The 13,731-nt window shown below is 59.0% G+C and carries 10 protein-coding genes; 5 read left to right on the top strand and 5 right to left on the bottom strand.

The annotated features are described in order from the left end of the window. Positions 1-363: 363 nt before the first annotated feature. The 3 genes from xdhA to xdhC are packed head-to-tail and all read left to right on the top strand — an operon-like array spanning position 364 to position 4,035. Positions 364-2,682, top strand: coding sequence for a xanthine dehydrogenase molybdenum-binding subunit XdhA (xdhA, locus tag BN1115_RS12495; protein WP_042657403.1), 2,319 nt, complete (start codon positions 364-366; stop codon positions 2,680-2,682). Then, the gene (xdhB, locus tag BN1115_RS12490) at positions 2,675-3,553 is read left to right on the top strand and encodes a xanthine dehydrogenase FAD-binding subunit XdhB (protein ID WP_042657402.1); all 879 of its coding nucleotides are present in this window, start codon (positions 2,675-2,677) and stop codon (positions 3,551-3,553) included. The genes xdhA and xdhB overlap by 8 nt, the downstream gene beginning before the upstream one ends. Then, a complete protein-coding gene (gene xdhC / locus BN1115_RS12485) occupies positions 3,550-4,035 on the top strand; it encodes a xanthine dehydrogenase iron sulfur-binding subunit XdhC (RefSeq protein WP_005352221.1) in 486 nt (161 codons plus the stop codon). Before xdhB ends, xdhC begins: the two co-directional genes overlap by 4 nt. A gap of 117 nt (positions 4,036-4,152) precedes the next feature. Here the strand turns inward: xdhC and BN1115_RS12480 are convergent, their stop codons facing one another. Continuing rightward, entirely contained in the window at positions 4,153-4,692 is a 540-nt protein-coding gene (locus tag BN1115_RS12480) for a glycine zipper 2TM domain-containing protein (RefSeq protein ID WP_042062616.1), read from the bottom strand. A 504-nt stretch (positions 4,693-5,196) separates the two neighbouring features. Between BN1115_RS12480 and BN1115_RS12475 the strand changes: the two genes are divergently transcribed. Together BN1115_RS12475 and BN1115_RS12470 are read left to right on the top strand one after the other, a co-directional pair. Then, positions 5,197-5,385: a hypothetical protein gene (locus tag BN1115_RS12475; RefSeq protein ID WP_042657401.1), complete on the top strand. Its 189-nt coding sequence runs from the start codon at positions 5,197-5,199 to the stop codon at positions 5,383-5,385. A gap of 236 nt (positions 5,386-5,621) precedes the next feature. Further along, on the top strand, positions 5,622-7,244 hold the full coding sequence (locus BN1115_RS12470; protein ID WP_042657400.1) for an acyl-CoA synthetase: 1,623 nt from the start codon (positions 5,622-5,624) through the stop codon (positions 7,242-7,244). An 81-nt stretch (positions 7,245-7,325) separates the two neighbouring features. Here the strand turns inward: BN1115_RS12470 and BN1115_RS12465 are convergent, their stop codons facing one another. The 4 genes from BN1115_RS12465 to BN1115_RS12450 form a co-directional block, all read right to left on the bottom strand. Continuing rightward, positions 7,326-8,627, bottom strand: coding sequence for a sensor domain-containing diguanylate cyclase (locus BN1115_RS12465; RefSeq protein ID WP_244152274.1), 1,302 nt, complete (start codon positions 8,625-8,627; stop codon positions 7,326-7,328). 202 nt (positions 8,628-8,829) lie between these two features. Then, positions 8,830-10,350: a SpoVR family protein gene (locus BN1115_RS12460; RefSeq protein WP_042060437.1), complete on the bottom strand. Its 1,521-nt coding sequence runs from the start codon at positions 10,348-10,350 to the stop codon at positions 8,830-8,832. A 9-nt stretch (positions 10,351-10,359) separates the two neighbouring features. Next, a complete protein-coding gene (locus tag BN1115_RS12455; protein WP_042657398.1) occupies positions 10,360-11,631 on the bottom strand; it encodes a YeaH/YhbH family protein in 1,272 nt (423 codons plus the stop codon). Positions 11,632-11,654: 23 nt separating this feature from the next. After that, the gene (locus BN1115_RS12450; RefSeq protein WP_042657397.1) at positions 11,655-13,577 is read right to left on the bottom strand and encodes a PrkA family serine protein kinase; all 1,923 of its coding nucleotides are present in this window, start codon (positions 13,575-13,577) and stop codon (positions 11,655-11,657) included. Positions 13,578-13,731: the final 154 nt, after the last annotated feature.

The raw sequence follows: 13,731 nt of genomic DNA, 5'->3' as shown, positions 1-13,731 counted from the left end.
TTTATGCCTGCGTTTTTTATATCTGCTTATGTCTGCGGCGCTCAGCCCGCCCACGCTGGCTATCACGCCTCGGTCGTCTCCGCAGTTGGGTGGTCTCATCGCGATACCATTTTGATAAATCCCCCTACCAGATTGATAGGCTCACGCCCTTGCTGTCCCCGCGCTGCCGCTTTTTTCACCGCTGATGCGCCCCATGTGCTCAGGGGCTGCGCTTGGTTTGTCGCTGCGAGCCAACAAAAGCGGGTTAGATGGGATCCCCTTCACACTTCTCCCCATTGTCCTGACGATGGCTGGAAACAGGCGCATATCTTGCTGTTTTTTATGCCGGTTCCAGATTTTTCCCTTCGAAAAAAGGACTTGCATATGTCCATAGGATTACCGCTCAAGCGGGTGGATGCCGAGGCCAAGGTGACCGGCAGCGCCCGCTATACCGATGACAACATCATGCTCGGGATGCGCCACGCCAAGTATGTGCGCAGCAATATCGCCCACGGCAAGGTGCTTGCCATCGACGCGACCGAGGCGCTGGCCCTGCATGGGGTCGAAGCCGTGTTTACTCATGAAGATGTGCCCACCACCTGTTTTCGCACCGCCGGCCACGCCTGGTCCCTCGATGAGGCGAAACGGGATGTGAAAGACCGCCGTCTGCTCACCGACCATGTACGTCACTTCGGCGATGGCGTTGCCATCGTGGTGGCCCGCGATCCGCTGGTGGCCGAAAAAGCGGCCTCGCTGGTCAAGGTGACCTATGAGCCACTGCCGGTGATGACGGATGCCGAAAGTGCGCTGGCAGAGGGGGCCTATCCCATCCACCCGAGTGGCAATTTGCTGCGCCAAAGTCAGCTTCGCGCCAATGACCCGGAGCAGGCCATTGCGGCGGCAGATCTGCAGTTTCAGGCACACTACCGGACACCGGTGGTGCAGCACTGCCATCTGGAGACGGTGACCTGCTACGCCTACATGGATCAGCCGGACCACATCATCGTCGTCAGCAGTACCCAGATCCCCCAGATTGTGCGCAGCCGGGTGGCCAAATCCCTCGGCCTGCCCTGGTCCAGCGTGCGGGTGATCAAGCCCTATATGGGTGGCGGTTTTGGCAACAAGCAGGATGTACTGGAAGAGCCGATGGCGGCGTTTTTGAGCTACAAGCTCGGTGGCGTGCCGGTCAAGGTGACCCTGAGTCGGGAAGAGTGTTTCTTTGCCTCCCGCACCCGCCACGGCTTTGCCATCGATGGCAAGATGGGCCTCAACCGCGATGGCACCCTCAAGGGTTATCAGCTCGATGTGCTCTCCAACACCGGCGGCTATGCCTCTCACGGCCACTCCATCGCCAGCGCCGGTGGCAACAAGATCAGTTACCTCTATCCGCGCAGCGCCTTCGGCTATGACGCCAAGACTTTCTACAGCAACCTGCCCACCGCCGGTGCCATGCGCGGTTACGGTGCACCGCAGGTGATTTTTGCCCTCGAGTGCATGCTGGATGATGCCTGCGCCGAGTTGGGGCTGGATCCGCTCGATGTGCGGATCGCCAACGTGGCGCGCGAAGGCGACGTCAATCAGGTCAACCAGAAGACCATCTACAGCGCCGGGTTGCCGGACTGCCTGCTGCGTGGCCGCGAGATGTTCGAGTGGGATCGGCTCAAGGCCGAGTGTCTGGGGCAGGATCCGGCAAGCCGGGTGCGGCGCGGCATCGGAGTCGCCTGTTTTAGCTACGGCTCCAACACCTATCCGGTGGGGGTCGAAATTGCCGGTGCCCGCATGCTGCTCAATCAGGATGGCACCGTCAATCTGCAGATCGGCGCCACCGAGATAGGGCAGGGGTCGGATACCGTCTTTGCCCAGATGGCGGCCCAGACACTGGGGATCCCGTTTGAGCAGATCCGGGTCATCTCGACTCAGGATACCGACATCACCGCCTATGATCCGGGCTCGTTCGCTTCGCGCCAGAGCTATGTGGCGGCCCCCGCCATCCATCAGGCGGCGCTGCAACTGCGGGCTCGCATTCTGTCGCTGGCAGCCCAGCTCTGCCATCAGGATGTGGGGTCGCTCACTCTGATCGACGGCTACGTGGTGCTGGCTGGTGCGCCGGACAAGGTGCTGATCAGCGTGGCCGAGGTGTCGGTCAACGCCTATTACCACCTCACCATCGGCGGCCAGATCACCGCCGAGGTCTCCCACAAGACCACCACCAACCCGCCGAGTTTCGGCTGCACCTTTGTCGATCTCAGCGTCGATATTGATCTCTGCAAGGTGACCATCAATCGCATCATCAACCTGCACGATGCCGGCAAGATCCTCAATCCGCAGCTGGCGGAGGGGCAGGTGCACGGCGGCATGGGGATGGGGATCGGCTGGTCGCTGTTCGAGGAGATGATCATCGACGCCAAGACCGGCGTGGTGCGCAACCCCAACCTGCTCGACTACAAGTTCCCCACCATGCTGGATTTGCCTGAACTCGAATGCGACTTCGTGCAGACCTATGAGCCCCAGTCGGTCTATGGCCACAAATCACTGGGGGAACCGCCCATCATCTCGCCGGGCCCTGCGATCCGTAACGCCATTCGCATGGCGACCGGGGTGGCCATCAACGAGCTGCCTATCACCCCCAAGACCCTGTTCCGGGAGTTTGTCGCGGCGGGTTTGATTGGCGAGGGATCAGGGGAGGAGCAACACCATGTTTGATATTGCCCGTTACTACAAGGCGCACAGCGTGGCCGAGGCCGTCGCCCTGCGCCAGGCCTACCCCGAGGCGCGCCTGCTGGCCGGTGGCACCGATGTGATGATCCAGCTGCATCACCTCAACGCCGCCTATCGCCATATCGTCGATATTCACGACTTGCCCGAGCTCAAAGGGGTGAGCGAGTTGCCGGACGGATCGATCCGTATCGGCTCCGGCACCACCTTTACCGAGATCATCGAAAACGAATTGGTGCAGCGCCGCCTGCCGATGCTGGCGGAAGCGGCTGCCACCATCGCGGGCCCGCAGATCCGCAACGTCGCCACCTATGGCGGCAATATCTGCAACGGTGCTACTAGTGCCGACTCGGCGGCGCCTACCGTCGCGCTGGAAGCCGAGCTGGAGATTGCCGGGCCAGACGGCACACGCCGCATTCCCATCGCCGGTTTTCACACCGGCCCCGGCAAGGTGGCGCTGCAACCGGCGGAAATCCTGGTGGCATTTCACTTTGCCCCGGACTCACACCCCCATGTGGGCTCCCACTACTTCAAGTACGCCATGCGCGATGCCATGGATATCGCTACCATCGGCTGCGCCGCCTACTGCCAGATTGAGGATGGTCACTTCAAGAGTCTACGGCTGGCCTATGGCGTGGCGGCCCCGACCCCGGTGCGCACCCCTCACGCAGAAGCTGCGGCCGAAGGGCAACCGCTGACTCGCGCCACACTGGCCGCGATTGCCGAGGCGGTGGTGGCCGATGTGGCGCCGCGATCCTCCTGGCGGGCAGAAAAGGAATTTCGCCTGCACCTTATCAAAACCCTGGCGCAGCGGGTGGTCGCCTGCGCAGTCGAACGTGCCGGAGGCAAGATCCTATGATGCAACCGCAAACCTGTCCCGCCGTAGAGATCCAGTGCGAGATCAACGGCAAACCTTACTCCTACGCGGTGTCGCCCACCATGTCGCTGCTCCACTTCCTGCGCGGGCAGGGGCTGATCAGCGTGAAAGAGGGGTGCAGTGTCGGTGAATGTGGCGCCTGTACCGTGCGGGTGAATGGCACCGCCATCGACAGCTGCCTCTATCTGGCGGTGTGGGCCGATGGCAAATCCATTCGCACCGTGGAGGGGGAGCGCAAAGGCAATGAGCTCTCCGACGTGCAGCAGGCCTTTATCGACGAGGGGGCGGTGCAGTGCGGTTTTTGCACGCCCGGGCTGGTAATGGCGAGCGCCGCCCTGCTCGACAAGACCGAACGCCGCCCCTTGACCGATGCGGAGATCCGACGCGGGCTGTCGGGCAATCTCTGCCGCTGCACCGGTTATCAGAACGTGGTGCGGGCGGTGAAAAAGTGCTGCAAGGGATGACGGCCTGAGCGCAATGACCGTGAGTGCCGCTGTTTGAAAAAAGTTAAACAAGCCACCCCATAAACCACAGGCCCGCCTAGAAAGAGGCGGGCCTGTGGTTTATGGGGTCAGGAGACATCACACTTTTGGCTGGTCGATCACCAGTTTGCCATCCTTGACCGGAATGGTGGCGCCGGGGGCTTGCTTCATGCGGATCACCCCCTCTTGACCTGCGAGGCGATAGGTCACGTCATAGCCGATGGTGTTGACGCTGCTATCCTGCACGGTTTTGCAGCGCTGCTCAGTGGTGGTGTAGGTATCCCCCGCCTGCATATTGCCTTGCACCTGATTACCGGCATACCCCCCCGCGACCGCTCCGGCTGCGGTGGCCACTTTCTTGCCGCTGCCACCGCCAAACTGGTGGCCGACCACGCCACCCAGTGCCGCGCCGACCACGGTGCCGAGGATCTTGTGCTCATCCTGTACCGGCTTGCGGTGAGTCACGGTGACGTTGCGACACTCCTGTCTTGGGGTCTTGATGGTCTCGGTGATCGGTTTGCTGGCGATCACCTCGGCAAAGGTGGGCTGCGGCGTAAAGAGGGAGCCACTGGCTGCCGCCGAGAGCGCCAGGGCCGAGGCGATGCCAATACCGATACCTGCCATCATGGATCTGTTCATTTTATGGTTCTCCTGCATGCCCATACGGGCTGTTCCAATCTGGCGCCATCTTGTCATAACCGGTTGGCCGGACAAGGCGAGGGGGGCGGTTCTGCGACAACTGCTGGCAAGGTCAAAAAATAGCCACCCCGAAAAAGTGTCTGGCTTTGGCGACAATGCGCTGAAAGTGACCAGTTTCCGGCGCATGTCGCGCTCTGTTGGTGCGACAAGGAGCAATTCGAGTCGCATTTTGCAATGACATTCGCGGGCAGAAGGCAAGAGCGGCAAAATGCTGACGACTGTTGGTCAGGCATTTGCCATGAAAGCGGATACTTGTGCTCCGGGATCGGCGCCAACGGGTTGATAAATGGCTATAGCCCCCTTGATTAGATGCCGATAAGAGATTACGGCAAGCATTTTGCTTTGATTAAGTGGCAGGCAAAGGGTGAACGGGTCGGCAGACAGCCGCGTAAGACCTGATATGAAGATGTTCACCCGAGGTCACCGGATCAATGAGGGGGAGATATGTCAATGTTACCCAGCTGGATCACCCCGGCCATCCAGGCCAACATCATCACGGCGCAGCAGGCCGAACGTCTGCTCTCATCCCTCTACCGGCCTCTGGCCGAGCGGGGCGAGGAGCTTCCCGCCGATATCGCCGACATCAGCCTCAAACTCTACTGTTTCCGCCAGCAGGGGCGGGTACGCCACTAATCATTGTTTGGAAAGGCCTCCGCCATTGACGGGGGCTACTCTCTTTCTGGTGCTCTCCCCACACGTTCCTGCCGTTGTTCCTCTAAGACGTTTTGCTAATACCTGCCGCCACTGGCGCACTGTTAGGCTGTCATCCCCATAAGAGACCAGCGACGGGCAGGATGATCATGTCGCTTGCTGATCTTTGAATGAGCCCGGGACAGCCCGTTGTGTGCCACCTGTGAGGAAGGAACCCGATGACAGTGCAGAACATCTATGAGCGCGACCTTGCTAAAACCGCCGCCAATTTCGAGGCCCTGACCCCCATCAGCTTTTTGGGGCGGGCGGAGCGGGTCTATCCCGACTATCCGGCGCTGATCCACGGCCCGCTGCGCCAGAGCTGGGGCGAGACCGCCCGCCGTTGCCGCCAGCTTGCCTCGGCCCTGCGGCTGCGCGGCATCGGGGAAGGGGATACCGTCTCCATCGTCGCGCCCAATATCCCGGCGATGTTTGAAGCGCACTTCGGGGTACCCATGAGCGGCGCCGTGCTCAACACCATCAATACCCGGCTCGATGCCGAGTCGATGGCCTTTATCTTCCTGCATGCCCAGAGCAAGGTGGTGCTGGTGGACAGGGAGTTTGGCCCTGTGGTGCGCAAGGCGCTGGATCTGCTGGAGAGCCAACCGCTGGTCATCGCCATCGATGATCCTCTCTATCGGGAGGGGGCGCTTGTCAGTGACCTCGACTATGAACAGTTTCTTGCCCAAGGGAACGGGGATGAGCCCGGCTGGCTGCCGCAAGATGAGTGGCAGGCCATCTCCCTTAACTACACCTCCGGCACCACCGGCAATCCCAAGGGGGTGGTCTATCACCATCGTGGTGCCCACCTCAACGCCATCAACAACGTGCTCTCCTGGGAGCTGCCCAAACACCCCGTCTATCTCTGGACATTGCCGATGTTTCACTGCAACGGCTGGTGCTTCCCCTGGACGCTGGCGGCCACTGCCGGGGTGAGCGTCTGCCTGCGCCATGTGCAGGCTGCCGCCATTTATGAGGCGCTGCACGAGCACAAGGTAAGTCACTTCTGCGCGGCGCCCATCGTGCTCAACATGCTCAACAACGCCGATCCGGCGCTCAAGCAGGGGCTGGATCACCCCATCAAGGTGATGACCGCCGGGGCTGCGCCGCCCGCGACCGTGATCGCTGGCATGGAGGCGATGGGGATCGCCGTGACCCACGTCTATGGCCTGACCGAAACCTATGGCCCCTGCGTGTTGTGCGAACCGCAGCGCAGTTGGCAAGGGCAGGATGCCACCACGCTGTCGCGTCTCAAGGCGCGCCAGGGCGTCGCGTCGCCCCTGCAGGGGGAGATGCGGGTCATCAATCCGGTCAGCGGTGAGCCGGTGGCCAAAGATGGTAAGTCCATGGGGGAAATCGTGCTGCGCGGCAATGTGGTGATGAAGGGCTATCTAAAAAATCCCGCGGCCAGCGCCGAGGCAATGGCGGAGGGGTGGTTTCGCAGCGGCGATTTGGCGGTATGGCACCCGGATGGCTATGTGGAGATCAAGGACAGATCCAAGGACATCATCATCTCCGGCGGCGAGAATATCTCCAGTCTGGAGGTGGAAGATGTGCTCTATCGCCATCCCGATGTGGACGAAGCGGCGGTGATCGCCATGCCCGATGAGAAGTGGGGGGAGGTGCCCTGCGCCTTCGTGAAACTGAAAGAGGGGCGAGAGACCACCCAGGCGGAGTTGATCGCCTTTTGCCGGGAGCAGATGGCCCACTTCAAGGCCCCCAAACGCATCATCTTCACCCCGCTGCCGAAGACCTCGACCGGCAAGGTGCAAAAGTTTGTGCTGCGCAAACAGCTGGGATAGTGCTCAGCAAGCTCCGTGACAGCGCCGGCGTGAGGGAGAACAGCAGGAGAATGGAGGGTCGCAGGCCCTCCCGTTGTTTGGCTAGCCTGCCTTGCAGGCAACGCAATTGCGGCCAGTCTGTTTGGCCTGATAGAGCAGCTGATCGGCGCGGGCGTAGAGGCTCTCCATCAGCTCCCCCTCACTATTCTCCACCAGACCGGCGCTGATGGTCATGATGAGCACATCGCCATCTGGCAGGGGGAGCGGACTTTGCATTACTTGCTGGCGCAACCGCTCGGCCAGATAAGTTGCCGCCGACAGCGTGGTGTTGGGCAGCAAGATGGCAAATTCGTCGCCGCCGATCCGGGCCAGCACATCTTCGCTGCGCAGCACCGACAGCATCACCTTGCCCAGATGGACCAGCGCCTGATCCCCTAGTGGGTGACCGTAGCGATCATTGATGCACTTGAACTGATCCACATCCAGCACCATCAGCACCGAGCTGAGGTGGTGGCGGATGTTCAGGCTGAGGTTCTTCTCGCACATCTCGAAGAAGAAGCGGCGGTTGTAGAGGCCGGTAAGACCATCGCGCACCGACTGCTGGTGGAGTTGCTCCTTGAGCTGGTGCAGCTCGGTAATGTCAGAGGAGATGCCGATCAGGGTCGGGGTGCCATCGGCCAGCAAAAAGGGCACCTTGACCGACCAGTAGTAGTGCTGATTGCCCTCGCTATCGGTCAGCGTCTCTTCCCCGGCTTGCAGCTCACCGGTTTCGAAGACCCGGTTGTCCAGCCGCCACAGTTGGCACGCGCTGGCCGCCGGGATCACCTCGTCATCGCGCCGGTTGATGATCTGCTCGGCAGGCAGACCGAGCAGTCCACACACCTTCTGATTGACGTAGAGAAAGTGGTGCAGGCTGTCTTTCATATAGATATGGGCATCGACGTTGGCGAGGACTATCTCCAGCAACTTGTGCTGTTCTGCCAAGCGCGTCTCGATCAGCTTGTGCTCGGTAATATCGGTGGAGATGCCGCACAGGCCGATCAGCGTGCCATCCCTGTCATACATGGGCTTCTTTACGGTCCAGTAGACCCGTTTCTCACCTGTGGGTTTGAGATAGTTCACCTCTTCCCGGGCGATGGCGATCTGCTGATCCAGCACCTGTCGATCGTTTTGCTGAATGGCGTTGGAGTCCTCAAAGGAAAAAAAAGACGTGTCATCCTGGCCTTGCAGCTCATCGAGAGTACAGCCAAAGAGATCCAGTACAGCCTGATTGGCATAGGTGTAACGGCCGTCCAGATCCTTGGTAAAGAGGTAGGCGCCCATCTCGTTAAAGACGGATCTTAGGTGATCCAGCTCATGCTGCAATCGGGTAGAGAAGGGGTCATCCTTCATGGGGCTGGCCATCCTTGGTCATTGTTCCGGGTCGGTTGTATACGGGGCCAATCTGTATCAACTGCTTTAAATTAAGCACTGATCCTCACATATTTCGCGATTATTTCCGCAGCTTCTGCGCCATGTCACACGGTTGTCATCGCTGGCGAAGTCAAAAGAAATCAGAAACGGCCCACCGAAGTGGGCCGCCGAGATCGAGATTTCAGGTCACGGGTCAGATCCCCGGTTTGCGCTCTGGGCAGCGGCCGATGATATCGGGTGGCAGATCGCCGTTATCCTGCTCCAGCACCACGTCGAACCCCCACAGTTGATGCAGGTGCTTGAGCACCTCGTGGCGCGAGTCGCCAAGGGGGATGCGGTTGTGGGGCACATAGCGCAGGGTGAGGGAGCGATCTCCCTTCACGGCCACGTTGTAGACCTGAATGTTGGGTTCCAGATTGCTGAGGTTGTACTGGGCCGACAGGGTATTGCGCACCTGACGGTACCCCTCGTCATTGTGGATGGCGGAGACCTTCAGATAGTTCTTCAGATCGTCGTCATCGATGGCGAACAGCTTCATATCCCGCATCACCTTCGGGCTTAAGAACTGGCTGATAAAGCTCTCATCCTTGAAGTTCTGCATGGCAAAGTGGAGGGTTTCGACCCAGTTGCTGCCAGCGTAATCGGGGAACCACTGTCTGTCCTCCTCGGTCGGGTTCTCGCAGATGCGGCGCAGGTCGGTAAACATGGCAAACCCCAGCGCATAGGGGTTGATCCCCGAGTAGTAGCGACTGTTGTAGGCCGGTTGATAGACCACATTGGTGTGGCTGTGCAGCACCTCCATCATGAAGCGATCGCTCAGCTTGCCCTCGTCATAGAGGTGATTGAGGATGGTGTAGTGCCAGAAGGTGGCCCACCCCTCGTTCATCACCTGGGTCTGCTTTTGCGGATAGAAATACTGGCTGATCTTGCGCACGATGCGTACCACTTCCCGCTGCCAGGGCTCCAGCAAGGGGGCATTTTTCTCGATGAAGTAGAGAATGTTCTCCTGGGGCTCGGCGGGGTAGCGCCTGTCCTCCACGCCAGCAGCTTTATGCTGCTTGGGCAGGGTACGCCACAGCTCGTTGACCTGAGTCTGCAAATAATCTTCCCGCGCCTTCTGACGCCGCTTCTCCTCGGCCATCGAGATCTTCTGGGGCCGCTTGTAACGATCCACCCCGTAGTTCATCAGCGCATGACAGGAGTCCAGTAATCGCTCTACAGCTTCAATACCGTGTTTTTCTTCACATTCGGTAATGTATTTTTTGGCAAACAGCAGGTAGTCGATGATCGAGGACGCATCGGTCCACGCCTTGAACAGGTAGTTGTTCTTGAAGAAGGAGTTATGACCGTAGCAGGCGTGGGCCATCACCAGCGCCTGCATCGGCATGGTGTTCTCCTCCATCAGGTAGGCGATGCAAGGGTCCGAGTTGATGACGATCTCGTAGGCCAGTCCCATCTGGCCGCGCTTGTAGTTGCGTTCGGTGTGGATAAAGCGCTTGCCGAACGACCAGTGTTGATAGCCGATGGGCATGCCGACACTGGAGTAGGCATCCATCATCTGCTCGGCGGTGATCACCTCGATCTGGTTGGGGTAGGTGTCCAGCTTGTAGAAACGGGCGACCCGGGCGATCTCCTGATGATAGGTCTCCAGCAGATCGAAGTTCCAGTCTGGTCCGTCATCCAGTGGCGCTACACGTTTTTCAGTTTCGATCATGTGACCTCCTCACGCCGCTTGTTTCTTGAACAGCTCGCGGAACACCGGATAGATATCCTCGACCTTGCGAATGTGTTCCATCGCAAAGTGGGGGAACTGGCTGGCGACCGACTCATATTCGTGCCACAAAGTCTGGTGGGCACGGGTAGTGATCTCGATGTAGGAGTAGTACCGCACCCTTGGCATGATGTCCCGCGCCAGGATCTCCCTGCACTGCGGTGAGTCATCGGCCCAGTTGTCACCGTCCGATGCCTGCGCCGCATAGATGTTCCACTGGTTGGCGGGATAACGCTCGTTGATGATGTCGTTCATCATCTTGAGCGCGCTGGAGACGATGGTGCCGCCGGTCTCCTGGGAGTAGAAGAACTCGTGTTCATCCACCTCCTTGGCCTGGGTGTGGTGGCGGATATAGACCACCTCGACGTTCTTGTAAGTCCGGCTCAGGAACAGATAGAGCAGGATATAGAAACGCTTGGCCATCTCCTTGGTGGCCTGATCCATGGAGCCTGACACGTCCATCAGACAGAACATCACCGCCTGGCTGGAGGGGACGGGCCGCTTGACGAAGTTGTTGAACTTGAGATCGAAGGTGTCGATAAACGGCACCGCATCGATCCGCCGTTTCAGCTCCCGGATCTCCTTCTCGAGCAGGGCGATTTCGGCAAAGTGTTCGTTGGGATCGGCGGCCAGCAGGGCCAGCCGATCTTCCAGTTCATGCAGCTGGCGTTTCTTGCCCCCCTGCAGCGCCATACGCCGCGCCAGCGAATTTTGCAGGGAGCGCACCACGTTGATGTTGGCGGGCACCCCGTTGGAGGTGTAGCCCGCCCGGTAGGTTTTCATCTCCATCAGCTGGTTGAGCTGGGTTTTCTGCAGCCTTGGCAGCTCCAGATCCTCAAACAGCAGATCGAGATACTCATCCTTGGAGATCTGGAACACGAAATCATCGGCCCCTTCACCCTGATTGGATGCCTGTCCCTCGCCGGAACCCTGTCCACCGCCCCCTCCTTTGGGGCGGTCAATCTTGTCGCCGGAGACGAATTGATCATTGCCGGGATGCACCATCTCCCGTTTACCGCCTTGCCCCTGATGAAAATGGGGTTCGCCGATATCCTTGGTCGGGATGCTGATGTTCTCGCCCTTGTCTACGTCCTGAATGCTGCGCTTGGAGACAGCATCCGAGACCGCTTGTTTTATCTGCTTCTTGTAGCGGCGGATGAAGCGCTGCCGATTGACAGCGCTTTTGTTTTTGCCGTTGAGCCTGCGGTCGATAAAATGCGCCATAACTCCCCCTTGAACAGTCAGGGTCAGGATGACTTGCGTACCCTGAGATACCATTCGGAGAGCAGTCGCACCTGTTTGCGGGTGTAGCCTTTCTCCATCATCCGTTCGACAAAGTTATCGTGCTTCTTCTGCTCCTCGGCCGAGGTTTTGCTGTTGAAGGAGATAACCGGCAGCAGCTCTTCCGTGTTGGAGAACATCTTCTTCTCGATCACGGTGCGCAGCTTCTCGTAACTGGTCCAGTTGGGGTTACGGCCTGCATTGTTGGCCCGGGCCCGCAGCACGAAGTTGACGATTTCGTTGCGGAAATCTTTCGGGTTGCTGATCCCGGCGGGTTTTTCAATTTTCTCCAGCTCGCTGTTGAGGGACGCTCTGTCAAACAGCTGGCCGGTTTCGGGGTCACGGTACTCCTGATCCTGGATCCAGAAGTCGGCGTAGGTGACGTAACGATCGAAGATATTCTGACCGTACTCGGAGTAGGACTCGAGATAGGCGGTCTGGATCTCCTTGCCGATGAACTCCACATAGCGTGGGGTCAGATAGCCCTTGATGAACTCAAGGTAGCGATCGTGCAGCTCTTGCGGGAACTGCTCGCGCTCGATCTGCTGCTCCAGCACATAGAAGAGGTGCACCGGGTTGGCGGCCACTTCCGCGTGATCGAAGTTGAAGACGCGGGAGAGGATCTTGAACGCAAAACGGGTAGAGAGACCATTCATCCCCTCGTCTACACCGGCGTAGTCGCGATACTCCTGATAGCTCTTCGCCTTGGGATCGGTGTCTTTGAGGCTCTCGCCATCATAGACCCGCATCTTGGAGTAGATGCTGGAGTTTTCCGGCTCTTTCAACCGTGACAGCACCGAGAATTGACCCAGCAGTTCGAGGGTGCCCGGCGCACATTTGGCGTCGGTCAACTCGCTGTTGATCAGCAGTTTTTCGTAGATCTTCACCTCTTCCGAGACGCGCAGGCAGTAAGGCACCTTGACGATATAGACCCGGTCGAGGAAGGCCTCGTTGTTCTTGTTGTTGCGGAACTGCTGCCACTCGGATTCGTTGGAGTGGGCCAGCAGGATACCGTCAAAGGGGAGGGCAGAGAGCCCCTCGGTGCCGTTGTAGTTCCCCTCCTGTGTTGCTGTCAGCAGCGGGTGCAGCACCTTGATGGGCGCCTTGAACATCTCGACAAACTCCATCACACCCTGGTTCGCCTTGCACAGCGCGCCGGAGTAGGAGTAGGCGTCGGCGTCATCCTGGGCAAAGTGCTCCAGCATACGGATGTCGACCTTGCCGACCAGAGAGGAAATGTCCTGGTTGTTGTCATCGCCCGGCTCGGTTTTGGCGATGGCGATTTGATCGAGGATGGAGGGATTGACCTTCTCCACCTTGAACTTGGTTATGTCGCCGCCAAACTCGTGCAGGCGTTTGGCCACCCAGGGGGACATGATGGGGCGCAGGTAGCGGCGCGGGATGCCGTACTCTTTCTCCAGGATCTCCCCGTCCTCTTCGATATCAAACAGGCAGAAGGGGTGATCGTTGACCGGTGAGCCCTTGATGCGATAGATGGGTACCTTTTGCATCAAGGATTTGAGTTTTTCTGCCAGCGAAGATTTACCGCCGCCAACGGGGCCCAGCAGATAGAGGATCTGTTTCTTCTCCTCCAGCCCTTGGGCGGAGTGTTTGAGGTAGGAGACGATCTGCTCGATGGCCTCTTCCATCCCGTAGAAATCCTTGAAGGCGGGATAGCGTGCCACGACGCGGTTGGAGAAGAGTCGGCTCAGTCTGGGGTTGGCAGAGGTGTCTACCATCTCCGGCTCACCGATGGCGGTCAGCAGACGTTCGGCTGCGGAGGCATAACAGGCTTTGTCCTGCTTACACATATCCAGGAACTCCTGGATGGTATATTCCTCTTCTCTCGCTTTCTCATATCGCTGTTGGTAATGCTCGAATATGCCCATAACTTTGCCCTCGTTATAGTCGCTTACCCTGAAAAAAGTGGATGACTGCTTTTGTGTTGTGCGCTTTTAAAGCCTAGTCAACAGCCTCCAGTAATCCATCACGGTTGATTGGTTAAATTCTGAAGAATCCTGCCCGATCCTTGTGCGGGAAGGG

Source organism: Aeromonas allosaccharophila (assembly GCF_000819685.1).
Classification (GTDB): domain Bacteria; phylum Pseudomonadota; class Gammaproteobacteria; order Enterobacterales; family Aeromonadaceae; genus Aeromonas; species Aeromonas allosaccharophila.
Note: the sequence above shows the minus strand (reverse complement) of the source record. Positions and strands in the feature narration are given on the sequence as shown.

Coding starts and splice junctions, on each gene's coding strand:
- xdhC (WP_005352221.1), top strand. CDS start 3,550: ATGATGCAACCGCAAACCTGTCCCGCCGTAGAGATCCAGTGCGAGATC.
- BN1115_RS12475 (WP_042657401.1), top strand. CDS start 5,197: ATGTCAATGTTACCCAGCTGGATCACCCCGGCCATCCAGGCCAACATC.
- BN1115_RS12460 (WP_042060437.1), bottom strand. CDS start 10,350: ATGATCGAAACTGAAAAACGTGTAGCGCCACTGGATGACGGACCAGAC.
- BN1115_RS12480 (WP_042062616.1), bottom strand. CDS start 4,692: ATGAACAGATCCATGATGGCAGGTATCGGTATTGGCATCGCCTCGGCC.
- BN1115_RS12470 (WP_042657400.1), top strand. CDS start 5,622: ATGACAGTGCAGAACATCTATGAGCGCGACCTTGCTAAAACCGCCGCC.
- xdhB (WP_042657402.1), top strand. CDS start 2,675: ATGTTTGATATTGCCCGTTACTACAAGGCGCACAGCGTGGCCGAGGCC.
- xdhA (WP_042657403.1), top strand. CDS start 364: ATGTCCATAGGATTACCGCTCAAGCGGGTGGATGCCGAGGCCAAGGTG.
- BN1115_RS12450 (WP_042657397.1), bottom strand. CDS start 13,577: ATGGGCATATTCGAGCATTACCAACAGCGATATGAGAAAGCGAGAGAA.
- BN1115_RS12465 (WP_244152274.1), bottom strand. CDS start 8,627: ATGGCCAGCCCCATGAAGGATGACCCCTTCTCTACCCGATTGCAGCAT.
- BN1115_RS12455 (WP_042657398.1), bottom strand. CDS start 11,631: ATGGCGCATTTTATCGACCGCAGGCTCAACGGCAAAAACAAAAGCGCT.